Source organism: Chitinophaga caseinilytica (assembly GCF_038396765.1).
Lineage (GTDB): Bacteria > Bacteroidota > Bacteroidia > Chitinophagales > Chitinophagaceae > Chitinophaga > Chitinophaga caseinilytica.
The window spans coordinates 4,662,182-4,685,878 of the sequence record NZ_CP150096.1; the positions used below are offsets into that span (position 1 = coordinate 4,662,182).

Below are 23,697 nucleotides of genomic sequence, written 5' to 3' on the forward strand. Positions count from 1 at the left end.
CCTATTTAGCCAGTTCCACTTCGAACCGGATCACCTCCATATTGGCCAGCAGTGCGTCGTTGACGGCTTTGAGGCGGGCCGAGCTGCCCCTCAATTCATATTTACCTTCATATATAATGCGGCCCGAGCCTTGTTCGATAGACTTGGTGGTGGAGATGCTTTGCGCTTTCAGGTGGTGGGCCCGGAAGATGTTTTCGAGGGTTTCGGGGCTGAGGGAGCTTTCGGCATATTGAATGGCGTAGTATTTACGGTCGTGCCGCTGCTGGATGATGCGCTCGAATATGCTGAATACCCACAGCGTGAACAACGTAAAAAACACCGCGAAAGCCGCCAGGTCGTATTTCCCGACCCCGATGGCCATGCCGATGGCGGCGGAAATCCAGATCACCGCGGCGGTGGTGATGCCGTCGATCGTAAATCCACCCCTGAAAATAACGCCCGCCCCGATGAAGCCTACGCCCGTCAGGATGTTACTGGCGATACGGTCGCCCGACTGCAGGCCCCCGAAATGGATGCTCAATATGCTGAAAAGGGCGGAGCTCATGCAGATAAGGGTGATGGTGCGCACCCCGGCGGCCTTGCGCTTCACTTCCCTTTCCAGGCCCAGCAGGAAGCCGGCCAGCATGGCTACGGCCAGTTTGATGATCATGGCGTATTCGATGTGAAATGCTGTCATCGGGTTCAGCAGTTTTTGGGTACGGGGAGATGGTTTACGGCCACGAGACGGTCGAGCCGGAGCTCCCTGCCCGCATCCGTCAGCAAAAACTCTGCCTTGTTGCGGACGTAGAGGTCGCGGATGACGGCAGTTTCCGCCTGTGGGCGGCCGGATTCATCCAGGAATTCCAGCAGCACGGGTTCCCTGAGCGTGGCCCAGGCTTCCAGGCGGTCGTAATAGTTACAATCGATCGGCTGATAGGAGGGGTTTTGGCTATCCATAAAAAAGCTTTGTTTTTTTGATCCCGGCTGGCCTATTTTTGCAGCACAATTACAAACAGGTAATCTATTAAAATAAACCGGAATGTTAGAATCTGCATTTAAATTTCCGAACCAGACGGCCTTTTACAAAGGTAAGGTACGGGACGTGTATACCATCGGCGATAAATGGATGGTAATGTTTGTGAGCGACCGTATCTCGGCATTCGACGTGGTGCTGCCCCGTCCGATCCCCTACAAAGGGCAGGTGCTGAACCAGATCGCGGCTATTATGCTCGACGCAACGAAAGACATCGTTCCCAACTGGGTGAAATCCGTACCCCTGCCCAACGCTACCGTTGGCCTGAAGTGCGAGACCTTCCCCGTGGAAATGGTAGTTCGCGGCAACCTCACCGGCCACGCATGGCGCACCTACAAAAGCGGTAAACGCGAACTTTGCGGCGTAACCTTGCCCGAAGGCCTGAAGGAGAACGATTTCTTCGCTTCCCCCATCATTACGCCCACCACCAAAGCCCACGAAGGCCACGATGAAGACATTTCCCGCGAGGAAATCATCGCCCAGGGCCTGGTGAGCAAGGAAGATTACGAGAAACTGGAGCAATACACCCTTGCCCTGTTCCAACGCGGACGCGAGCTGGCGGCCAAACGCGGCCTCATCCTCGTGGATACCAAGTATGAATTCGGCAAGATCGGCGATACCATCTACCTGATCGACGAAATCCACACTCCCGATTCTTCCCGCTTCTTCTACGCCGAAGGCTACGAAGACAAGCAGGCGAAAGGCGAGCAGCAAAAGCAGCTCAGCAAGGAATTCGTGCGCGAATGGCTCATGGAAAACGGCTTCCAGGGCAAAGAAGGCCAGCAGGTCCCGGAAATGACCGATGCGTTCGTTAACAGCGTAACCGAGCGTTACATCGAGCTGTTCGAGAACATCACCGGCCAGCAATTCAAGAAAGAAGACTTCAGCAAGGAAGACCAGGAAAAGGTCATCCTCGAAACCCTCTCCAAACTGGGTTAATAAAAAAGGGAGCAGCCGAAACGCTGCTCCCTTTTGCTTTTTATGCGATCTGCATCATGGGTACGCCCTTCCGGAAAGGCTGTCGCTTCCAATACGTCAGCGAGCGCCAGGCCCATTCGAACGGCCCGAAGTGGAAATGCCGCAGCCAAATATTGCTGTAGATGAGCTGCACCCCCCAAATGGCGAACACCACGTAATAAATCTCGTGCCGCGCCAGCGCACCGTACCATCCCAGCCCGAAACCGTAGAAAAACAGCCCGCACAGGATACTTTGCATGAGGTAATTGGTGAAAGCCATTTGTCCGACGGCCGCCAGCCACGCCAGCAACCGTTTCGCGATGCCTGCCTTATACACCAGCATGATGAGCCCGATATGCCCCAGGAGCACCAACACCCGCCGGATTTCGTACCAACTGATGAACACCCGGTCTGCCAGCAGGGTTTCGTCCAGTTGAACATCCATCCAGACGCGAATTTCCCAGTAATTCAGGGTAAGCCCCAGGCCGTAGCCCGCCAGCATCAGCCCCGCGTAAAATCGCCGGGAACGCAGGCCCGTGAGTACACCGGCCTTGAAAAGCGCCATGCCCAGGAAGAAACAGACCATAAGGTCCCAGTAAAAGAGGCCGTACGGCGACAAGTTCTGGTTCTTTTCATTGCTGGGTAGAAGGTATCCCATCACCTGGAAGTAGCCGCCGCGCATGGTTTCCACCTGTTCCGCATCCGCTTTCAGCCGGGCGGCCTGCGCCATTTCCTTCAGATGTTCTTCCCAGGCCTCCTTTTGCTTCGTTTGTTCAGCCGTGAGTTTTGCGCCCTGACCGGCCAGCAGCACAGCCTGTTCGCCTTTCACGCGAAGCTCCTTTTTCCCGTGCATGTCAAGCGTGCCCAAAAGGGTGCCCATCACGAGCGCCACGGCGGCAATGATGAGCAACGGGCGGGTCCCCAGGCGCCGGAAAGGGTAGAGGACCATACCGCCAAGGGCATACACGAAAAGTACGTCGCCCGTCCACAGCAGCAGGTTGGCGTCGATCAAACCGAAAGCCAGTAGCCACAGGAGCCGGCGGTAGTAAATGTCGGCCGCAGGCGTGAGGGGATCCGTCCGCTTTTCCAGCCGTTCCAGCAACAGCACACATCCCGCGCCGAAAAGAAGCGAGAATATGCCCCGCATGGTGCCTTCGAAGAACAGGTTGATCGTCCACCAGGTGTAATAATCCGGGCCGGAAAGCTCGTTGTAAAGGAAAATATCGTTCTCCCGGTTGTCGGGCAGGGCGAACATGAGGATGTTCATGAGCAGGATGCCCAGCAGCGCGATGCCGCGCAGGCTGTCGATAATCTGTAATCGTTCGGTAGCGCGTAAGGGAGCCGCGCCGGGGGTAGTCAGCATAAGTCAGGTTTACGCTAAAAATAAGGCGGGACGGCCTTCTGCCGAAATGAAAATGACGAGTGCGACTGGTCAATTTCAACAGGCAGGGAAAATCCGCCGCAATCGCTACATTTGTATAGCTTTATGAAACACCTCGCAGCCTTAAACAAGTTTTTCGTCCGATATAAATGGCGTTTCCTCCTCGGGATGCTTTTCACTTCGGTTTCCATCGTATTCAGCGTTTTCCAACCCATCCTGGTCCGCCAGATCTTCGATCTGCTGGAACAGAACCTGAAAAGTTACCGCATGCTGAGCGATACGAGCCTCAAAGGCGCTTTCCGCGCCGTTTTCAGCCAGACGCTCGCGTTCTATGGCCTGTCGATCCTCGGGCTGGCACTGCTCAGCGGATTTTTCATGTACCTGCAGCGGCAAACGCTCATCGTCATGAGCCGGCATATCGAATATGATCTGAAGAACGATATCTACCAGCAATACCAGCGGATGGACCTGCATTTCTTCAAGCTCAACCGTACGGGCGACCTCATGAGCCGGATCACCGAAGACGTGAGCCGGGTGCGCATGTACGTGGGGCCGGCGTTGATGTATGCCACGCGCACGCTCATCATGATGGTGATGATCATCTGGCTCATGTGGGCCGTGAACCCCATGCTCACGCTCTATACGCTCAGCCCGCTGCCGATCCTGGCGGTGACGATCTACTTCGTGAACCGCATCATCCACAAGAAAAGCGAGCGCATCCAGGCGCAGTTGTCGAACATTACGTCGGTAGCCCAGGAGAACTATTCCGGCATCCGCGTGATCAAGTCGTACGTGCAGGAGGGCCCCTCGGCCAGGCATTTCGAAGAAGCCAGCGAAGCGTACAAGCAAAGCAGTATCAGCCTCGCCAAGACGGACGCGCTGTATCAGCCGGCCATGGCGCTCATGATCGGCCTGAGCGTGATCCTGACCATTTTTATCGGCGGTATGCAGGTGATCAAAGGGAACATCACGGTGGGGAACCTTGCCGAGTTCGTGCTGTACGTGAACATGCTCACTTTCCCGTTTTTCAGCATCGGCTGGGTGGCGTCCATGATCCAGCGGGCGGCGGCATCGCAGCAGCGGATCAACGAATTCCTGTTGCTGGAGCCGCAGATTAAGGATGCACCAGATGCGAAAGAAGCGCCCCTGAGCGGGGAAATCCGGTTTACCGACGTGAATTTCACCTATCCGCATACGGGGATCCAGGCGCTGAAAAATTTCAACCTGCATATCAAGCCCGGAGAAAAGATCGCGGTGATCGGGCGGACGGGCTCCGGCAAAACGACCATGGCGCAACTGCTGTTGAGGATGTACGATCCGCAGCAGGGCGCGATTTCGGTGGATGGGAACAACATCCGATCGCTCAGGCTGCACAACCTCCGCAACCAGGTGGCCTATGTTCCGCAAGACGTGTTCCTGTTTTCCGATACCATCGCCAATAACATCCGATTCGGCGAACCTTCGGCCAACGATGCGGCGGTGCAACAGGCCGCACGCCAGGCCAGCGTGGAAAAGGATATCCTCGGCTTCCCCGACGGGTTCCAGACCGTGGTAGGCGAACGTGGCGTAACGTTGAGCGGCGGGCAGAAACAGCGCGTTTCCATCGCCAGGGCGCTCATCCGCCAGCCGAACATTCTGCTGTTCGACGATTGCCTGTCGGCCGTAGACGCGCGCACGGAGAAGGAGATCATCGGGAACCTGTATGCGTACCTGAAAGACAGAACGGCCATCATCATCACCCACCGGATCTTCTCGCTTTTCACGTTCGATAAGATCATCGTACTGGATGAAGGGAGGATCGCGGAGGCGGGAACGCATGAAGAATTGCTGGCTAAAAACGGGTATTATGCGGAGTTGTACGCACGGCAGCAAACAGGGGAGGAGGAGCGTGTAAACGAGTAGTTTTCACATAGTTGTAAACAGCCGTAATCCCCTCCTGCGCGGAATATAAGATGATTTTTGAAAATCATTTAAAAATATTTTGATATTTGTAAAACAATAGTATATTTGTTGATTATTGATCACTCAAACAGGATTTGATTCGTTAACACTTAAATCTATCAACTGTGGCGTACGAAAACAACAATCAACAGGAAAGAAACAACGACAGCATCTTTTCCAAGCGATTGAAAGCGGGCAAAAGGAGAACTTATTTCTTTGATGTAAAAACGACTCGTGGCAACGATTACTTTCTCACTATCACGGAAAGTAAAAAACGTTTCAACGACAACGGTTACGACAGGCACAAGGTATTCCTGTACAAAGAAGACTTCAACAAGTTCCTCAATGCCCTGACGGAAACCATCAACTACGTAAAAACCGAGTTGATGCCCGATTTCGACTTTGATGCTTATAACCACGACTACTCGGATTCCCGCGAAGACGAGCAGGACAGCGATGCGATCGAAGCAGTTGCTGCCGTTCGTTCCGAAGTAGCTGCTGCTGCTGCTGAAGAAGCTCCCGCTCCGTCCGCCGAAGACGTGGACAAATGGTAGTTTCTGCTTTATTCTCTCCCTGTCAACGATAAGAATTTTAAAGCCTCCGCGATGCGGAGGCTTTTTTTATCGCTTTAACGCATTGTCGTATAGCCATGTACGTTACCTCCATGGCATAAAAAAACCGCCGGACAAATACCCGGCGGTCTATATTCCTTTTGCAACAACTTATTGACGCATGGCCTTGAATGCATTGATGAGCCCGTTCGTGGACGCATCGTGCGAGGCAACGTCCTCATTACCGCCCAATTCCGGCAAAATGCGGTTGGCCAGTTGCTTGCCCAGCTCAACGCCCCACTGGTCAAACGAATAAATGTTCCAGATCACGCCCTGCACGAAGATTTTGTGCTCGTACAGCGCCGTGAGCATCCCCAACGTGCGCGGTGTGATCTTTTTAATGAGGAACGAGTTGGTAGGCCGGTTACCCGTGAATACCTTGAAAGGCACCAGGTGCTCCGGCGTCCCTTCCGCACGCACTTCCTCCTCCGTTTTCCCGTTCATCAACGCTTCTGTTTGCGCAAAGAAGTTGGAGAGGAGTTTATTGTGATGATCGCCCACGGGGTTGTGGCTGATGGCCGGTGCGATGAAATCGCAGGGGATCAGCTTCGTGCCCTGGTGGATGAGCTGGTAGAACGCGTGCTGGCCGTTGGTGCCGGGCTCCCCCAAACGATGGGGCCGGTCTGCCATTCTACCGACTGCCCGTTGCGGGCCACGTATTTGCCGTTGCTTTCCATATTCCCCTGCTGGAAATACGCCGCAAAGCGGTGCATGTACTGATCGTAGGGAAGGATGGCTTCGGATGCGGTATCGAAGAAATTGCCGTACCACAGGCCGATGAGCGCCATGATGAGGGGAATGTTCTCTTCCGCCGGGGCCTGCTGGAAATGGAGGTCTGCCGCATGGGCGCCGCCGAGCAGCTCGCGGAAATTAGCGTAACCCACCGTCAGCGCGATAGACAGGCCGATGGCGGACCACAGGGAATAACGGCCGCCCACCCAATCCCAGAACGCGAACATGTTTTTGGGATCGATGCCGAAAGCGGTCACGGCTTTTTCGTTGGTCGACAGCGCGGCGAAGTGCAGCGCAATGCCTTTCTCGGATCCACCGTTGGCCAGGAACCATTCGCGCGCGGTATGTGCGTTCGTCATGGTTTCCTGCGTGGTGAAGGTTTTGGAAGCGATCAGGAACAACGTTTCGTCTGCCTTCACTTTCTTCAGCGCTTCTACGATATGCGTTCCGTCTACGTTCGACACGAAATACGGCTGGATACCTTCTACCCAATAGGGTTTCAGGGCCTCGGTGACCATAACGGGGCCGAGGTCGGAGCCGCCGATGCCGATGTTGACGATGTACTTGATCTTTTTACCGGAGAAGCCCTTCCATTCACCGGAATGGATGCGGCGGCAGCAGTCTTCCATCTGCGCCAGCACGGCGTTCACTTCGGGCATAACGTCTTTCCCGTCCAGCAGCACGGGCGTGCCGGAAAGGTTGCGCAATGCGGTGTGGAGCACGGCGCGGTTTTCGGTGGCGTTGATCTTTTCGCCGGCGAACATGGCTTTGCGGGCTTCTTCCACTTTGCATTCGGCGGCCAGCTCCTGCAGCAGCTGCATGGTGCCTTCGGTTATGATGTTTTTGGAATAGTCGAACAGGATGTCTTCCAGCTGCAGCGAAAACTTCCGGAAACGGTCGGGGTCTTCGGCGAAGAGATCGCGCATCTGGGAAATGCCCATCATTCCTGCATGGGCGAGTAGATCTTGCCAGGCTTCGGTGGCATCGGGCTGTACGGATGGGAACATGATTCGGTCTTTTAAGTTTTGATCGCGTCAAAAATACACATCGGGATCGATAGTTGGGTGCGTTTTTATCAGATGAGCGGTCGTTTTCGCAACAGTTGCATGAGGACAGACAGCGCGAGAACGGCCATGATGATCGTTCCGGCGGCTACGATGGGAGGGGAGTCCGGGCTGGCGACGGCGTCCCGTTTGAGGATGATGCCGTAAAAAGCCCACACGCCGGTGAGCCCGTACCACACGTTGTTGAACCGGAAGATCATGAAGAGCCCGGCGAGCGTCCCGAGGATCATGCAGCCGATAGACCAGTACACACCGCCCACGCCATAGCCGTTCCACCCCATGCCTACGCCCAGGGCGGTGACATTGGCCAGCAGGGCGATGGTGACCCATCCGAAATACACGCCGAACGGGAAAAAGACGAAGGCTTTCTCGGCCAGGGGCGCGGCGGGGTCGGCGATCCGGAAGCGGGCGTGGATGCGGACGAGCGTGAAGAGGAGGAAGATCATGAGGAGAACGGACAGCCAGATCAGTTCATAATGCCATGCGAACAGCCAGCAGGCGTTGGCGAGGCAGCTGAGGAGGAACCATGGCCCCATGCGCGCCATCATCCGCGCCAGTTCCGCCTCCCGGCCGGGCGCGAAAGCCAGCCAGAGCTGGTAACCCGCAAAGGCGAGGAGGCCGAGGTAAATCACGCTCCATATGCTGAATGTGACGCCGGCCGGCGTAAAAAGATTGGGGTACAATCCGGAAATCTCCCCGGTAGTGCGGCCGTTCAGCGTGGCCGTATTGGCCATGACGTTGACGCCGATCACCACCAGTAAAGCCACCAGGTTGAAAAAAGCCTGCTGCCGGAAATGAGGTATGCTCATACGGGTCTCCATACGGGTTTTCTTTAGATGACATTCTCGCGCAAAAATCTTTCCAATCTGAATTTACATATTAAAAATGAATTGATTAGCAGTCGAATTCCGTTTTCGTATTTCGTTAATAATAATTTATCTTTGCGGACTTATGACAACAGAACAACTTAAGGCTATGAGGGATCGTTTGTACGTCCTGGGAGGTTTTCTTTAACGTCCAGGACCGTATAGACAAAATCGAAAATGATAAGCAAATGACCCTCGCTCCCGGCTTTTGGGACGATAACGAAAGGGCGACCGCCATTCTCAAGGAAATCAAGGTAAACAAATTTTGGGTTGACCTTCACGATAGTGTGCGCACTTCTATCGAAGACAGTGCCGTACTGCTCGACTTCCAGAAGGAAGGAGAGGCTACCGAAGAAGAAGTGAACGCTGCGTATAACAGTGCCCTCCAGGCGCTGGACGAGCTGGAGTTCAAATCGACCCTTAACCAGCCGGAAGACGAGATGCCGGCCGTGCTCACGATCAACTCGGGAGCGGGCGGCACCGAAAGCCAGGACTGGGCCGAGATGCTCCTGCGCATGTACCGCATGTACGGCGAAAAACAGGGGTGGAAGGTCAGCGAGATCGACGTGCAATACGGAGACGGCGCGGGTATCAAATCCGCCACGCTCGAATTCGACGGAGATTTCGCCTACGGCCTGCTGAAGGCCGAAAGCGGCGTGCACCGCCTGGTGCGCATTTCCCCGTTCGATTCCAACGCCCGCCGGCACACTTCCTTCGCTTCGGTGTTCGTATACCCGCTGGTAGACGATACCATTGAAGTGACGGTGAACCCGGCAGACCTGGAATGGGAATTCTACCGTTCCGGGGGTAAGGGCGGCCAGAACGTGAACAAGGTGGAAACCGCGGTACGTTTGAAACACATCCCTTCCGGCATCATCATCGAGTGCCAGCAGGCGCGTACGCAGGGCGAGAACCGTGAAAAGGCGCTCACCATGCTGAAATCCCGGCTGTACGAAGAGGAGATCCGCAAGCGCGAGGAGCTGAAAAACGCCACCAACGCCAATAAACGCAAGATCGAATGGGGATCCCAGATCCGGTCTTATGTTTTCCATCCTTACAAAATGATCAAAGACCACCGCACCGATTTCGAAGTCGGCAACGTGGGCCCGGTGATGGACGGCGAGCTGGACGGTTTCATCAAGGCTTACCTCATGATGCAGAAAGAAGACGAAAAAGGCTGACGCTTAGCCTGAAGTGAACAATATTGATAACCGAAACAACAATCTAAGCCATGCATAATGCTTATTTTGACTTTGCAGCACCAACCAACGAGCCGGTTCTCACTTACGGTCCCGGCACCCCCGAGAAAGCAGCACTGAAAAAACAGCTGGCCGCCTTCAAGGCCGTGGAAATGGACATCCCGATGTACATCGGCGGCAAGGAAGTACGCACCGGCAAAACGGTGGACATCCGCCCTCCGCATGAGATCAAGCATAAGCTGGGCCACTTCCATGCGGGAGACGCCAGCCATGTGAAAGAAGCCATCGCCGCCGCACTGGCAGCACGCCAGCGTTGGGCCGATACGCCCTGGGAGCAGCGCGCCGCCATCTTCCTGAAAGCCGCCGAGCTCCTCGCCACCAAGTACCGCGCGCACACCAACGCCGCTACCATGCTGGGCCAGAGCAAGAACGCCTACCAGGCGGAAATCGATTCGGCCTGCGAACTGATCGACTTCCTCCGCTTCAACGTACACTATCTCACCGAGATCTACCGCCAGCAGCCCGTTAGCTCGCCCGGCGTTCATAACAGAATGGAATACCGTCCGCTCGAAGGTTTCGTGCTGGCCGTTACGCCGTTCAACTTCTCCGCCATCGGCGGCAACCTGCCCACCTCCGCCGCCATGTGTGGCAACGTAGTGGTATGGAAGCCCGCCAATACCGCGGTGTACCACGCCAGCTTCTTCATGAAAGTGCTCATGGAAGCCGGTTTGCCCGACGGCGTGATCAACCTGGTATATGCAGACGGGCCCACCATCGGCGATATCTGCTTCGCGCATCCCGACTTCGCCGGCATCCACTTCACCGGTTCTACCGGCGTGTTCCAGACCATGTGGAAAACCATCGGCAACAACATTTCCAAATACAAGACCTATCCCCGCATCGTGGGCGAAACGGGCGGTAAGGATTTCGTGCTCGTGCACAAATCCGCCGACGTAGACGCCGTTGTGACCGGGCTTGCCCGCGGCGCCTTCGAGTTCCAGGGCCAGAAATGTTCCGCCGCTTCCCGCGCTTATCTCCCCAGCAACCTCGCCGAAGAGATCAAGACGAAACTGGCAGCCGAGCTGAAAACCATGAAAATGGGCACCACGGAAGATTTCACCAATTTCATCAACGCCGTGATCGACGAACGTTCGTTCGACAAGATCGCTACCTATATCGATAACGCGAAGAAAGACCCCAAGGCGAAGATCATCGCCGGCGGTAATTACAGCAAAACGGAAGGCTACTTCATCGAGCCCACCGTCATCGAAGCTTCCGATCCGAAATACGTGACCATGTGCGAAGAGATCTTCGGCCCCGTGCTGTCTATCTATACGTACGATGCGGATAAATTCGAAGAAGCCATCGAACTGGTAGACGGTACCAGCGAATACGCCCTCACCGGCGCTATCTTCGCGCAGGACCGCTACGCGCTCGAGCTCGCTACCAAAAAACTGGTAAACGCAGCAGGCAACTTCTACCTGAACGACAAACCGACTGGCGCAGTGGTAGGCCAGCAGCCCTTCGGCGGCGCCCGTGCATCGGGTACCAACGACAAGGCCGGCTCGCAGCTGAACCTCTACCGTTGGCTCAGCGCGCGTACCGTGAAAGAAACCCTCGTTTCCCCCACGGATTACCGCTACCCGTTCGTGAAAGAAGCGTAATGCCGAAAGCATGCAACTCATAGCGAAGCCGCTCCCGATGGGGGCGGCTTTTTTTATTAAATGGTATTGGATCATCCATTTGGAAACCGTTCCCGATGGGGCCGCCATTATTGAATTTAAACGCGCGACGGATCATCCATTGAAAACGGATTTCCTTCGAAAACGAAAGTTGGCCGCATAAAAAAGCGCCCTGATGCAGGGCGCCTCTTTCCAAATATCGTGCGGTAAGGTTACAGCTTCTTGATGGCCGCCAGGGCCTCGTCCACGTGCTGGGTAGCCTGCGTCATGGAGTTGAACTGGTGCACCACGGTGCCCTTACGGTCAAGCACATACGTAACCCGGCCGGGGAGCATCATGGTTTTGGGGACCCCGAACAGCTTGCGGACCTCGTTCTTCTCGTCGGCCAGCAGGGTGAAGGGGAGGTTATGTTTTTCGGCGAATTTTTTATGGGAAGCCACATCGTCCGAACTGATGCCTACCACCTGCGCGCCGGCGTCGGTGAATGCGGCGAAGCTGTCGCGGAAGGAGCAGGCTTCCTTGGTACAGCCCGGCGTATCGTCTTTCGGGTAGAAATATACGACCACGGGCCCCTTTGCCAGGGCTTCAGAAAGGCGGAAAGTGTGGTTGTCCTGGTCCTGCAGCGAAAAATCGGGAACGGTAGCGCCCGTTTTGAGCTGGGCGGAGGCGTCGGAGAACAGGCCGAACAGCGATAAGGTAATGAGCATGGTTTTCAAGATTTTCATGACCGGTTGCTTTTGTCTGTCCAAAGTTACGGTAACCGGCTCCTTCCGCAATCATTTTTTATTCCGGTCCTTCATCCGTATTTTTGACTTTTAAACTTGACCTGATTTGAAATCAATCCTGACAGACCGGCAACTGGCGATCACGATCGAAAGGCTGAGCCACCAGCTGGTGGAGAACCACCTGGATTTCAGGGATACCGTGCTGATCGGCCTCCAGCCCCGGGGTATTTATTTGTCGGACCGGATCCACCGCCACCTCCAGGCGCTCGTTCCCTCCGCCAATATTCCCTATGGCAAGCTCGACATCACTTTTTACCGCGACGATTTCAAGAGCGGTAAAACCCTGCATGTTCCCAATGAGACCGACATCGAATTTTCCATCGACGATAAAAAGGTGATCCTGGTAGACGACGTGCTGTATACCGGCCGTACCATCCGTTCCGCCATGGACGCGATGCTGGACTTCGGCCGGCCGGCGAAAGTGGAGCTGTGCGTGCTGATCGACCGCCGCTTCAGCCGTGAACTGCCCATCCAGCCCGATTATACGGGCCGTACGATAGATGCGATCATCACGGAACGCGTAAAAGTTTTGTGGAATGAGCGCGACGGGAAAGACGAAGTTGTGCTGACAGCATAAAAACCATATATTTGCACCTTAGAATGTCACTGTCTGTAAAACATCTGCTGGGTATACGTGACCTGACGCGTCAGGATATAGAACTCGTCTTTCAAACGGCTGATCAATTCAAGGAAGTATTGCAGCGCCCGATCAAGAAAGTGCCCACCTTACGGGATACCACCATCGTCAATGTATTTTTCGAGAATTCCACACGCACGCGGCTCTCTTTCGAGCTGGCGGAAAAGCGCCTTGGCGCCGATGTGATGAACTTCTCCGCTTCCGGATCGTCCGTATCCAAAGGCGAAACCCTCATCGATACCGTCAACAACATCCTGTCCATGAAAGTGGATATGGTGGTGATGCGGCACTCGGCCACGGGAGCGCCCCACTTCCTCGCCAAACACATCAACGTACCCATCGTCAACGCCGGAGACGGCATCAACGAGCACCCCACACAGGCCCTGCTCGACGCGTTTTCCATCCGCGAGAAACTGGGCTCGGTGGAAGGGAAGAAGATCGCCATTTGCGGCGATATCATGCATTCCCGCGTAGCCCTGTCCAATATCTACTGCCTGAAGAAACTGGGCGCGGAAGTGACCGTTGTGGGCCCGCCGACGCTCATTCCCAAACATATCGGCAACGCCCTCGGCGTGAACGTGTCTTACGACATCAGGGAAACCCTGCAATGGGCAGACGTGGCCAACGTGCTCCGCATCCAGCTGGAGCGCCAGAACATGCCGCTGTTCTCGACCCTGCGGGAATATTCCCTCGCATACGGCGTGAACCGCAAACTGCTCGACAGCCTCGGCAAAGAGATCGTCATCATGCACCCCGGGCCCATCAACCGCGGCGTGGAGCTCAGTTCCGACGTGGCGGATTCCGGCCAGAGCATCATCCTCGACCAGGTCGAAAACGGCGTGGCCACCCGCATGGCGGTACTGTACCTCCTGGCCAGAAAAGAGAATTGATACCTTTCAAAATATTCCAAGTAACTCCCGGTGCAGCCGGGAGTTTTTTTATGCCCAAAACTGTAAATTAGCACATGCGTACGATCTTCCTGCTCCTCATCTCCAACGTCTTCATGACCTTTGCCTGGTATGGTCACCTCAAGAACACGAACGTGCCGCTGTGGAAAGTGGTACTGGTGAGCTGGGGGATCGCTTTTTTCGAGTACTGCTTCATGGTACCGGCCAACCGGCTCGGGTATCTCGACGGGTTTAACGGGTTCCAGCTGAAGATGGTCCAGGAAGTGATCACGCTGACGGTTTTCTGCGTGTTCGCGGTGATCTGGCTGAAGGAGCCCCTGCGCTGGAATTACCTCATTTCCTTCTCGCTGCTCCTGGGCGCCGTCTACTTCATGTTCAAAAAATAAGTAAATCCCGCTCCAATGATACGTTCCCTACTGGCCATGCTGCTGCTGCCCGCGCTGGCCGGCTTCGGCCAAAAATCCGACAACCCGATGCAATCGGCCCTCGACAAATACGTAGATTCCGTCGTGCGCGCCGCTTATGCCCGCGAAGAATGCGTGGGCCTGGTGATCGGGGTGATCGACGGAAACAAAACATATACCTGGTCCTACGGCGAAACCGCACTGGGAAACGGACAGCTGCCGGATAAAAATACCATCTTCCAGATCGGCTCCCTCACCAAAACGTTCACCGGCATCATGCTGGCGGCGCAAATCGGGCGCGGACAGGTAAAGGCCGACGGACTGATCTCACAATACGTTCCCGATTCGGTAAAACTGAAGTGGTTCGACGATAAGCCCGTGACCATGCTCATGCTCACCAACCATACTTCCGCGATCCCGCGGTGGGAGCCGGTGATGAAATATCCGGGGTTCAACAACGCGCAGCCTTACGCGCATTTCCAAACCGCGCAGTTATATCATTTCCTGAACCATTACGAGCCCACAGAGGCACCCGGCAGGCGGTATGATTATTCCAACATCGCAGTGGGATTATTGGGCGAACTGCTGGCGCGGAACGCCGGTACCACCTACGCCAAATTGCTGGAAAAGGAGATCATCCGTCCGTTGAAAATGCACGACACCCGCATCACTGATTCGCCCGAACTGCCTGCGCGGATGGCGCAGGGGTACAACAGGGGGCGGAAGCCGGAACAGCCCTGGATCTTGTCTGCCCTTTCCGGCGCGGGCGGCATCCAGTCTACCATGACCGATATGCTGAAATACGCCCGGGCCAACATGGAACCAGGGAAAGGGGCTTTCGGCGCCGCGGTCCGGCTGAGCCATCAGCAAACCTTTGCCGACAGTAACGCCATCATGGCGATGGGTTGGCACATCAGTCGCGTGAAGGGGCATACCATCGTCCAGCACGGCGGGCAGACCGGCGGGTACAATTCCTATATCGGCGTGGAACCGGCGGAGAAAAAAGCGGTGATCATCCTGTCGAACGAAGCGGCCGCCAACCAGGTGGGATGGCACTTGCAGATGTACCTCACAAGATAACTTCAACTTGCTGGATTAATCCACCAGCGGCAACGCGTTGCAACATTTAATCCCTATTTTTGACGACTGACAAAACCGGTAACTATTTCATGTTGAACATCCGAACCCTTACGGGCCTGGCTACGGCCTTGCTGCTGGCCGTTTCCGGCACAAAGGCGCAAACCGCCCCGGTGATGCACGCAGCCGATATCCAGCTGCAGTTGCAGAAACTGAATACATTGGGCAGCGTACTGTACGTTGCCGCCCATCCCGACGACGAAAATACCCGCCTGCTGGGCTTCCTGGCCCGCGAAGGCAAATACCGCACCGGCTATCTTTCGCTTACACGCGGCGATGGCGGGCAGAACCTTATCGGCAACGAACAGGCCGAGCTGCTGGGGCTCATCCGCACCCAGGAGCTGCTCGCCGCCCGCAGGATCGACGGGGCCGAGCAGTTTTTCACCCGCGCCAACGACTTCGGTTTTTCCAAGAACCCGGAAGAAACCTTCACGATCTGGGACCGCAAGAAGGTGCTGGGCGACGTGGTTTGGGTGATCCGCAAGTTCCGGCCCGATGTGATCATCTGCCGTTTCCCGGCAGATAGCAGGGCAGGGCACGGCCACCATACCGCCTCCGCCATGCTGGCCGCCGAAGCGTTCAAAGCGGCGGCAGATCCCAACCAATATCCCGAACAACTGAAATCCGTGGAGGTGTGGCAGGCGAAGCGACTGCTGTGGAACACGTTCAATTTCGGCAGCAACAATACGATTTCCGAAGACCAGTTCAAGATGCAGGTAGGCGCCTACAACGCGCTCCTGGGCAAGGGTTACGGTGAAATCGCGGCAGAAAGCCGCAGCCAGCACAAAAGCCAGGGCTTCGGCGTGCCTTCGGGCCGCGGCAACGCTACCGAATACTTTATGACCATCCAGGGAGACGCGCCTTCCAAAGACCTCATGGACGGTATTAATACCTCCTGGGCCCGGGTGCCCGGTGCTGACGCCGTGGCGCAGCAAATACAGGCGGTAACGAAAGATTACCGGGCCGAAACGCCCTCCGCCAGCGTGCCCGCGCTGCTGGCCGTGCGCAAAAGCCTCCTGGCGTTGCCCGACGGTTACTGGAAAACACAGAAACTGAAGGAAACGGAACAGCTCATCATCGCCTGCTCCGGGCTTTGGGCCGAAGCCTTCTCCGCATCCGCGGAAGTGGTGCCCGGCGGCCCCATGAAAAGCCAGTTGCAGATCATCAACCGCAGCAACGTGCCCGTCCGCCTCGAAAAAGTGACTTACAACGGAACGGAAAATACTTCGCTCGCCCGCGACCTCGCGTTCAACGAGCTCAATACCATCCCCGCCGATTTCCCCCTGCCGGCGGAAACACCTTTCTCACAGCCTTACTGGCTGCAAGACCCGCATCCGCTGGGCGCTTACGTCATCCGCGACAATAACATGGTCGGCTACCCGGAAAACAAACCTTCCCTCACCGCCACGTTCTTCCTCCGCTTCGGCGACCAGGCCATCACCCTCCAGCGGCCATTCATTTACAAATTCACCGACCCGGTAAAAGGCGAAGTGTATAACCCGCTGGTGATCGCACCGCCGGTGATATCTTACCTCCAGAACCAGGTCTACATTTATACCCAGGCCGCGCCGCAGGCCGTTCCCGTGAAAATCCGCGCCATCCAGCCGGGCGTTTCCGGGAAAGTGAAGCTGCGCCTGCCCCAGGGCTTCTCCGCCGATCAGGCCGCCATTCCCTTCAGCCTCAAGGAAAAGGGAGATGAGGCGGAGGTGGTTTTCCAGGTGAAACCGCAACAGGTCAACGGCCGTCAGCTCACCGACACCATGAGCGTTTCGGTGGAAGTTAACGGGAAGGAATACACGAACAGCATGACCGTCATTGCCTACGACCACATTCCTGCCATCACGCTGTTCCCGCCCACGGAGGCGCGGCTCGTGACGCTCAACCTGAAATACAACGGGCGCAATATCGGGTACATCCCCGGGGCGGGCGATAAAGTCGCGGAAAGCCTCCGCCAGGTGGGCTATACGGTAACTTTGCTCGGCGAAAAAGAGATCATGCAGGGCGATCTTTCCGGCTACGACGCCATCATCACCGGCGTGCGCGCCTACAACACGCAGGAGCGCCTCCGCTACTGGCAGCCGCGCCTCCTCGAATACGTGAAAAACGGCGGTACGCTGCTCGTCCAGTACAATACCAATGGCGCCCTCGTCACCAACCAGCTCGGGCCTTATCCGTTCACGCTCTCGCGCGACCGGGTGACCGACGAGCACGCGGCCGTGACCTTCCTCGCGCCGCAAGACCGGTCTATGACCTATCCCAATGCCCTCACCACGGCCGATTTCAACGGATGGGTGCAGGAGCGGGGGCTGTATTTCCCGGCAAATGCAGACGCGCAATACGTACAACCCTTCAGCATGAAAGACCCCGGCGAGAAAGACCTCTCCGGATCCACGCTGGTGGCCCGCTACGGGAAAGGGAAGTATGTCTACACCGGGCTGTCGTTCTTCCGCCAGCTGCCCGCCGGCGTGCCGGGGGCTTACAGATTATTCGTGAACCTGATCGCTAAATAAAGATAGATATGAGTAGTAGAAAAGACCGCGTTACGATTTCCGCAGGGCTCTGCATCGCCATCGGGCTGGCCATCGGGTTCCTCATCAAGAAGGTCCACATCGGCCTGCTGATCGGCCTCGCCCTGGGATTGCTCGGCGGCGGATTACTGTCCAAACGCAATTGATTATGGAAGATCATCAATACGAGAAACCGCCGCTGTTCAGCCGCTGGAGCACCTGGTACGCCCTGGTGATCGGATGGCTCGTGGCACTGGTCGTGTTCTTTTATTTCTTTACCAAACACTATTCATGAGTTATGCCGACTGGGCTGTGCTCGGTTTTACCCTGATCGCCATCATTTTATACGGCGTCTGGAAAAGCCGCGGCCAGCAAAACCTCGACAGTTACTTCCTGGGGAACCGTTCCGTGCCCTGGTACATCGTGCTCCTGTCTATCATGGGCACCCAGGCCAGCGCCATCACTTTCCTGAGCGCACCCGGCCAGGCGTACACCGACGGGATGCGGTTCGTGCAATATTACTTCGGGCTGCCGCTCGCCATGGTAGTCATTTCCGCGGTATTCGTCCCGATTTACCACAAACTGAAGGTCTACACCGCTTACGAATACCTCGAAAACCGGTTCGATCTCAAAACGCGCACCCTCACTTCGTTCCTGTTTTTGTTGCAAAGGGCGCTGTCGACCGGGATCAGTATCTATGCCCCCTCCATCATCCTGTCGTCTTTACTGGGATGGAACATTTACTATACGAACCTCTTCATGGGCGGGCTCCTCATCATTTACACGATGTACGGCGGCACAAAAGCCGTGTCTTACACGCAATCGCTGCAGCTGGGGGTTATTTTCGTGGGGATGTTCCTGGCGGGATACATGGTGGTGAAGATGTTGCCGGCCGATATCGGTTTCTCCGACGCCTTGCATGTGTCGGGCAAAATGGGGAAACTGAACGTGATCGTAACGGATTTCAGCCTGAAAGACCGGTACAATATCTGGAGCGGGGTGATCGGTGGATTTTTCCTCGCGCTGTCGTATTTCGGGACAGACCAGAGCCAGGTGGGCCGTTACCTTACCGCCCGCGACCTGACCGAAAGCCGGATGAGCCTGCTGATGAATGGACTGGTAAAAGTGCCGATGCAATTCCTTATCATGCTGATCGGTGCGCTGGTATTCGTGTTTTACCTGTATTTCAAGGCGCCGATCAATTTCAACGAAGGCCTTGTTCAGCAGGTGCACCAGTCGGAATACGCTCCGCAGATGCAGGCGCTGGAACAGCGGTACGATTCGCTGGACGGCGTGCGGCAAACGCAGGTGAAAACCCTCGTTACCGCGCTCGACGCTAAAAACGAAAGCGCCATCCGTACCGCGCAGGCCGATCTGAAAGCCTCCGAGACCGCGTCCAACTCCATCCGCGACGAAGCCAAAACCCTCATCCGCGAAGCCCTTCCGGCCGCGGATACCAGCGATACGAACTACATTTTCCTGCATTTCGTGGTGCACAATCTGCCCAAAGGGCTCGTGGGGCTGCTGATCGCCATCATCTTCCTCGCATCGTGGGGCAGCATCGCGGCGGCGCTCAATTCCCTCGCGTCTACCACCATGGTGGATTTCTACAAACGGATGTACAAACCCGAAGCCAGCGACCACGAATACCTGCGCGCCTCCAAATTCTGGACGCTCATCTGGGGCGTGTTTTCCATCGGCGTGGCGCTGTTCGCCACCAACCTGGGCAGCCTCATCGAAGCCGTAAACATTCTCGGGTCGCTGTTTTACGGGACGATCCTCGGGATTTTCGTGGTGGCCTTCGCCATGAAGCGCATCCGGGGGAATGCTGTTTTCTGGGGCGCGCTGCTGGCAGAAATCGCCGTGATCGCCGTGTACCTCGCCGATATCGTTTCCTTCCTCTGGCTGAACGTGATCGGCTGCGCGCTCGTCATGCTTTTTTCAGCCATCCTCCAACCCATCCTTCCATCCCCCAAAATCAAACAACCGGCGTAACACCGGGTACGGGATAAAAAAAGAGGATGGCCCTGAGCGGACCATCCTCTTTTTTTACAATAACTTTTCCGGTTACAGGGTAGCGATCAGCTTTTCGTTGAGGGCTACGTAATCGGCGTTGTTGGCAGCTTTCGCCAGTTCGGTGGATTTGGCGGCAGTGGCTTTGGCGCCGGATTTGTCGCCGGCTTTTGCCTGCATGCGGGCTTTCTGGTAGAACATCCAGAAGGCTTTGGCGTTGGCGGGCTCAGCCAGTGCCTGGTCCATCCACTTGATAGCCTGGCTCACGTCGCGGCCGGATTCGAAGTAGTACATGGCAGCCTGGAAATAAGGCTTCTTGTCACTTTTCATGCCTTCTTCGATAGACGCCATGATCTTGGAGTCGATGTCGGCCGTAACCTGGATGGGCACCATGGTACGGTCCCACAGGATCATCATGGTCATGGAGCTGGGCGCCACGTCGCCGAAGGTGATCATGAACGATTCGATGGGGAAGGGCATTTCGGTAACGTCTGCCGTGAAGCGCGCTACGTCGTCTGCGGGGTTGTACCCGTCGATCCCCCAGTTTTTGAGGCCTTTGTTGACGATGATTTCCCAACTGTTGCGGTTGGGAATGGCATAGAGCACGTATTCACCTGCGGGCACCGGTTTGCCGTTGAGCTTCACGTCTTCGCCGAATTTAACGCGGGTGGCTGCGTTGGCCCCCATGCGCCAGATCTTGCCGTAGGGCACCAGGTCGCCCATGATGGTACGGCCTTTCATGGCCGGGCGGGAGTAGGAAACTTCCACGGAAGACAGGGCGAAGTCCTGTTTGATGGTCTGGGCAGGGCTCGGAGCGGGCAGTTTCACCTGCGCCTGGGCGGTAACGGTCATCACACCGATCGCGGCGGCGGTGAGGAACGCGGATAGTTGTTTCATATTGATTTTGTTGTTGTTATGGATAATTGCGTATTTCTGCCATTATTCGATCAGCCCGTTCCGGAAGGCGTATAACACGAGGCCGACGGTATTTTTCACCCCGAGTTTTTCGAGGAGCTTCTGCCGGAGGCCTTCGACGGTGCGCGGACTGAGAAAAATCTGTTCGGAAATCTCCTGGGTCGTCTGTTCACTGCATATCAGTTTCAGCACTTCCAGCTCCCGGTCGGTCAGCTGCACTTCGTTCTTGAACGTGGGCTTGAACTGTTGCTTGTTTTTGTGGAGGACCTTCTTCAGGAGGGCCAGGTTCACATTTTCGTTAAAATAAAACCCTTTTTCGTAAGTGGTGCAGATCGCTTCGTAAATTTCTTCCGGTTCACTGTTTTTGAGCAAATAGGCATTGGCGCCATTCTCTACGAGATGGACAATAAAGTTGTCGTCTTCATACATCGTGAGGATGATGATCTTGACCTGCGGATATTTCTCCCTGACCTTGATGGTGGCCTGGATGCCGTCCATTTTGGGCATTTTCAGGTCCATAAGGATCACATCCGGCAGTTGGTCCTGCATGATCTGCAGTAAATGTTCACCGTCTTCCGCTTCAAAAACGACGTTGATGTTTTCGTACGGGGTGAGGGTCTGGATGACTCCGCTCCGGAAAATCTTGTGGTCGTCTGCGATTGCGACCTTAATAGGCAGCAGCATACTGAAAGTTTAAAGATATAGCTATGCTATGGGCTGATAATTCTCCACCCTGATCTCGGCGCTTGTGCCTTTGGGTGAATTTTTTACAAATGTGATGTTTCCTCCGATAATATTCAAACGGCTTTCGATATTTTTTAGTCCGAGGTGCCCGGTTTTCTGGCGCGAGGCGGCCAGATTCTCGATGAGTTGCTCGTTTCCGTCGTCTTCCACGCGGATGGTGAGCGTTTGCGGGGTGCTTTGATAGGTGATGAGGACCTGCTGGGCTTCGGCGTGTTTGAGGATATTGTTCATCAGTTCCTGGACAACGCGGTACACGTTGAGGGCTTTTTCGCGGTCTACGGGGAAAGTGCTCCCGTCTGTCCGGAACTGGATGGCGATCTGCCGGTTTTTGTTCATGAGGCTGGCGAAGGAGTCGAGCGCATGGCTGAGCCCCAGGTTTTCCAGCGTGGTAGGGTGGAGGCTTTGGGAGATGAAGCGGAGTTGCTGGATGATAGTGTCTGTGAATTCCTTCGTTTCCTTGATCCTTTCCTTTTCCCCGTTTCCGGCGAGCTGCTGGAGGGAATTGAGGCTGAGCTTGAGCACGGAGAGCTGGGCGCCCACTTCGTCGTGCAGGTCTTCGGCGATCCTTTTCCGTTCGATCTCCTGGCCCTGGAGCACCGCCACGAGGCGCTCTTTCTGCAGCTGGAGGTCTTTATCCTTGAGGATGAGTTTATATTGTACCACCTGCTTTTGTTGCAACACCACCATGATGACCACGAAAATACCGAGGCTCATCATAACGATCGTACCCGCCAGAATTAATTGCAGCGTGTTCATGATCTCGCTCGTTTGATTTTTAAGAGCCCAATATAAAAAACTATTACCTGAATTATGCCGGCGATCCATCCGAGGCCCTGGGTGATGCGGAAAAGATTGATGATTTCCGGGCCGGGCTCGTCGTTGAGCAGGAAGTTGAAAGACAGGTAAAGGATGAAGTTACAGCACTGGTAAACGAAAATGCCGGAGTTGAACCAGAATTCGGGTATGGAAGTGATGTAAATGGAACGTTCGATGAGGGTGTTGTCGCGGACGAGCTGCATGAAGAACAGGATGCCGTAGACGATGAGCACGAAGGTGCGGACGGACACGAAGATGGAGCTGAAGCCGCTGGGGCCGCTGATCCAGAAGAAATCGACCAGGAAAAGGACGGTGATAACGGGTATGAGGCCGCGAATGATTTTTTTGGTATGGGGCTTTTTGAGGACTTTAATATAGAACCAGGAAAGGATGTAAAATCCGATCAGGAACATGACGGCATGCCATGCCAGGTTATGTCTGAAAATACGGGCCAGCATTTCGGCGCCAACGCTCAGTACGGCAGAATAGATGGCGTACACGTACATAATACGTTGGTCCTTATCGAACAGCCTGTAGTTTAAAGTGAAGGGGATCAGAAGCAGGACTTCGATCCCCATCATGAAATAAAAAATGTAATGATGCAGCGGCACGTAATAGACTTTATCCTTTGGGTTACTCGATGTCAGAATTCAGGGGGTTCGCTACTTTGGGGCAGTCGAAGGGGCAGAATCCGTCGGTGATCAGGGTACCGGTGTTGGCGGAAGCTTTCTTTTCCACGCTCCGGGTCTGGGCCGGCAGGATGTCTTCGCCATCGGCATCCGTGGCTGTGAGCACAAAATGTTTGTCCACCTTACCGTCGCCGTCCACATCAAGCCCGTAATAAATACGAAGGCCGATCGCGCCTTCCTGTGAAAGTAGTTCGTTCAGTTTATCGATCCCGAAGAACTGTGACATCACGGGGTCCTTGTGCTTTTTGCGCTCCAGCTGATCTACGCGGTAGTTTTTCGTGAGTTTGGCGGCGTTCGCCAGGGGGATGAATATCCCCGTGTCTTTCTTAAACTTTGACATGGTGTGTTACATTTAGGAGTTAGTAATAATGAAAAAAAGTCGCCGGTAAAATTATCACAAAATCCCAATCATCAAACTGTTCCTGTAAATGCCCGCTATGGCTGCCGGGAGCGTTGAAAATCAGGCATAATTGCCGCCACTGCGGATTTGGCGGGATGGGGGAGGGTGCGGGCAGGGGGGATTTTACGTAATCCACGCGAAAAAATGCGTAGAAGTACGCATTCGGTATTTCCCGTGGTAGTTCGCTTGATTAAAGCCCGAAAACGCTCAACCTTTGTAAGGTGGAAAATGACCATGTAGACAGCGCAATCAAAGGCCTTTCTACCATAGTTTGTTTCGTTAGTATGCAGAGGGCCC

Annotated in this window: 23 protein-coding genes and 1 pseudogene; 13 read left to right on the forward strand and 11 right to left on the reverse strand. The window is 55.3% G+C overall.

Annotated elements, in window-relative coordinates:
* Position 1: 1 nt before the first annotated feature.
* Together WJU22_RS19190 and WJU22_RS19195 are read right to left on the reverse strand one after the other, a co-directional pair.
* A complete protein-coding gene (locus WJU22_RS19190; RefSeq protein WP_341839783.1) occupies positions 2-676 on the reverse strand; it encodes an MgtC/SapB family protein in 675 nt (224 codons plus the stop codon).
* Positions 677-681: 5 nt separating this feature from the next.
* A complete protein-coding gene (locus WJU22_RS19195) occupies positions 682-936 on the reverse strand; it encodes a hypothetical protein (RefSeq protein WP_341839784.1) in 255 nt (84 codons plus the stop codon).
* A gap of 82 nt (positions 937-1,018) precedes the next feature.
* On the opposite strand from WJU22_RS19195, the gene WJU22_RS19200 reads away from it, so the two are divergent.
* Positions 1,019-1,951 carry a phosphoribosylaminoimidazolesuccinocarboxamide synthase gene (locus tag WJU22_RS19200; RefSeq protein WP_341839785.1) on the forward strand — a complete coding sequence of 311 codons (933 nt, stop codon included), beginning with the start codon at positions 1,019-1,021 and terminating at the stop codon, positions 1,949-1,951.
* Positions 1,952-1,991: 40 nt separating this feature from the next.
* Here WJU22_RS19200 and WJU22_RS19205 read toward each other — a convergent pair whose 3' ends face one another.
* The gene (locus WJU22_RS19205; protein ID WP_341839786.1) at positions 1,992-3,332 is read right to left on the reverse strand and encodes a DUF418 domain-containing protein; all 1,341 of its coding nucleotides are present in this window, start codon (positions 3,330-3,332) and stop codon (positions 1,992-1,994) included.
* A gap of 123 nt (positions 3,333-3,455) precedes the next feature.
* Between WJU22_RS19205 and WJU22_RS19210 the strand changes: the two genes are divergently transcribed.
* Both WJU22_RS19210 and WJU22_RS19215 read left to right on the forward strand, forming a co-directional pair.
* Positions 3,456-5,252 carry an ABC transporter ATP-binding protein gene (locus tag WJU22_RS19210; protein WP_341839787.1) on the forward strand — a complete coding sequence of 599 codons (1,797 nt, stop codon included), beginning with the start codon at positions 3,456-3,458 and terminating at the stop codon, positions 5,250-5,252.
* A gap of 164 nt (positions 5,253-5,416) precedes the next feature.
* Positions 5,417-5,845, forward strand: a complete 429-nt coding sequence (locus WJU22_RS19215) for a DUF3276 family protein (protein WP_341839788.1) — start codon at positions 5,417-5,419, stop codon at positions 5,843-5,845.
* A gap of 168 nt (positions 5,846-6,013) precedes the next feature.
* Here WJU22_RS19215 and pgi read toward each other — a convergent pair.
* A pseudogene (gene pgi, locus WJU22_RS19225) lies at positions 6,014-7,641 on the reverse strand (glucose-6-phosphate isomerase).
* Positions 7,642-7,709: 68 nt separating this feature from the next.
* A complete protein-coding gene (locus WJU22_RS19230) occupies positions 7,710-8,507 on the reverse strand; it encodes a hypothetical protein (protein WP_341839791.1) in 798 nt (265 codons plus the stop codon).
* Between the two features lie 142 nt (positions 8,508-8,649).
* Between WJU22_RS19230 and prfB the strand changes: the two genes are divergently transcribed.
* Positions 8,650-9,745 (forward strand): peptide chain release factor 2 gene (gene prfB, locus WJU22_RS19235; protein WP_341839792.1). Its coding sequence is split into 2 segments (ribosomal slippage): positions 8,650-8,709 and positions 8,711-9,745, totalling 1,095 coding nucleotides; the frame shifts between segments, so codons are not numbered across the junction.
* 50 nt (positions 9,746-9,795) lie between these two features.
* Positions 9,796-11,427, forward strand: coding sequence for an L-glutamate gamma-semialdehyde dehydrogenase (gene pruA, locus WJU22_RS19240; RefSeq protein ID WP_341839793.1), 1,632 nt, complete (start codon positions 9,796-9,798; stop codon positions 11,425-11,427).
* A gap of 230 nt (positions 11,428-11,657) precedes the next feature.
* On the opposite strand, the gene WJU22_RS19245 is transcribed toward pruA, so the two are convergent.
* Positions 11,658-12,170 carry a peroxiredoxin gene (locus tag WJU22_RS19245; RefSeq protein ID WP_341839794.1) on the reverse strand — a complete coding sequence of 171 codons (513 nt, stop codon included), beginning with the start codon at positions 12,168-12,170 and terminating at the stop codon, positions 11,658-11,660.
* 106 nt (positions 12,171-12,276) lie between these two features.
* On the opposite strand from WJU22_RS19245, the gene pyrR reads away from it, so the two are divergent.
* The 8 genes from pyrR to WJU22_RS19285 all read left to right on the forward strand — a co-directional run bounded on the left by pyrR (position 12,277) and on the right by WJU22_RS19285 (position 19,818).
* The gene (gene pyrR, locus WJU22_RS19250) at positions 12,277-12,807 is read left to right on the forward strand and encodes a bifunctional pyr operon transcriptional regulator/uracil phosphoribosyltransferase PyrR (RefSeq protein WP_341839795.1); all 531 of its coding nucleotides are present in this window, start codon (positions 12,277-12,279) and stop codon (positions 12,805-12,807) included.
* A gap of 11 nt (positions 12,808-12,818) precedes the next feature.
* A complete protein-coding gene (locus WJU22_RS19255; RefSeq protein WP_341839796.1) occupies positions 12,819-13,757 on the forward strand; it encodes an aspartate carbamoyltransferase catalytic subunit in 939 nt (312 codons plus the stop codon).
* Between the two features lie 74 nt (positions 13,758-13,831).
* Entirely contained in the window at positions 13,832-14,161 is a 330-nt protein-coding gene (locus WJU22_RS19260) for a DMT family protein (protein WP_341839797.1), read from the forward strand.
* 15 nt (positions 14,162-14,176) lie between these two features.
* Positions 14,177-15,259: a serine hydrolase domain-containing protein gene (locus tag WJU22_RS19265; protein WP_341839798.1), complete on the forward strand. Its 1,083-nt coding sequence runs from the start codon at positions 14,177-14,179 to the stop codon at positions 15,257-15,259.
* 89 nt (positions 15,260-15,348) lie between these two features.
* Complete coding sequence (locus WJU22_RS19270) at positions 15,349-17,826, forward strand: PIG-L family deacetylase (protein WP_341839799.1); 2,478 nt, start codon at positions 15,349-15,351, stop codon at positions 17,824-17,826.
* A gap of 8 nt (positions 17,827-17,834) precedes the next feature.
* Positions 17,835-17,990, forward strand: a complete 156-nt coding sequence (locus WJU22_RS19275; RefSeq protein WP_341839800.1) for a hypothetical protein — start codon at positions 17,835-17,837, stop codon at positions 17,988-17,990.
* A gap of 2 nt (positions 17,991-17,992) precedes the next feature.
* On the forward strand, positions 17,993-18,118 hold the full coding sequence (locus WJU22_RS19280; protein ID WP_262707048.1) for a hypothetical protein: 126 nt from the start codon (positions 17,993-17,995) through the stop codon (positions 18,116-18,118).
* Positions 18,115-19,818: a sodium:solute symporter gene (locus WJU22_RS19285; RefSeq protein WP_341839801.1), complete on the forward strand. Its 1,704-nt coding sequence runs from the start codon at positions 18,115-18,117 to the stop codon at positions 19,816-19,818. Before WJU22_RS19280 ends, WJU22_RS19285 begins: the two co-directional genes overlap by 4 nt.
* A gap of 72 nt (positions 19,819-19,890) precedes the next feature.
* Here WJU22_RS19285 and WJU22_RS19290 read toward each other — a convergent pair whose 3' ends face one another.
* The 5 genes from WJU22_RS19290 to WJU22_RS19310 are packed head-to-tail and all read right to left on the reverse strand — an operon-like array spanning position 19,891 to position 23,340.
* Entirely contained in the window at positions 19,891-20,733 is an 843-nt protein-coding gene (locus WJU22_RS19290; protein WP_341839802.1) for a DUF2911 domain-containing protein, read from the reverse strand.
* Between the two features lie 42 nt (positions 20,734-20,775).
* Entirely contained in the window at positions 20,776-21,435 is a 660-nt protein-coding gene (locus tag WJU22_RS19295) for a response regulator transcription factor (protein ID WP_341839803.1), read from the reverse strand.
* A 21-nt stretch (positions 21,436-21,456) separates the two neighbouring features.
* A complete protein-coding gene (locus tag WJU22_RS19300) occupies positions 21,457-22,251 on the reverse strand; it encodes a sensor histidine kinase (RefSeq protein WP_341839804.1) in 795 nt (264 codons plus the stop codon).
* Positions 22,248-22,892, reverse strand: a complete 645-nt coding sequence (locus tag WJU22_RS19305; RefSeq protein ID WP_341839805.1) for a hypothetical protein — start codon at positions 22,890-22,892, stop codon at positions 22,248-22,250. The genes WJU22_RS19300 and WJU22_RS19305 overlap by 4 nt, the downstream gene beginning before the upstream one ends.
* Positions 22,893-22,944: 52 nt before the next feature.
* Positions 22,945-23,340, reverse strand: a complete 396-nt coding sequence (locus tag WJU22_RS19310; RefSeq protein ID WP_341839806.1) for a hypothetical protein — start codon at positions 23,338-23,340, stop codon at positions 22,945-22,947.
* Positions 23,341-23,697 lie beyond the last annotated feature (357 nt).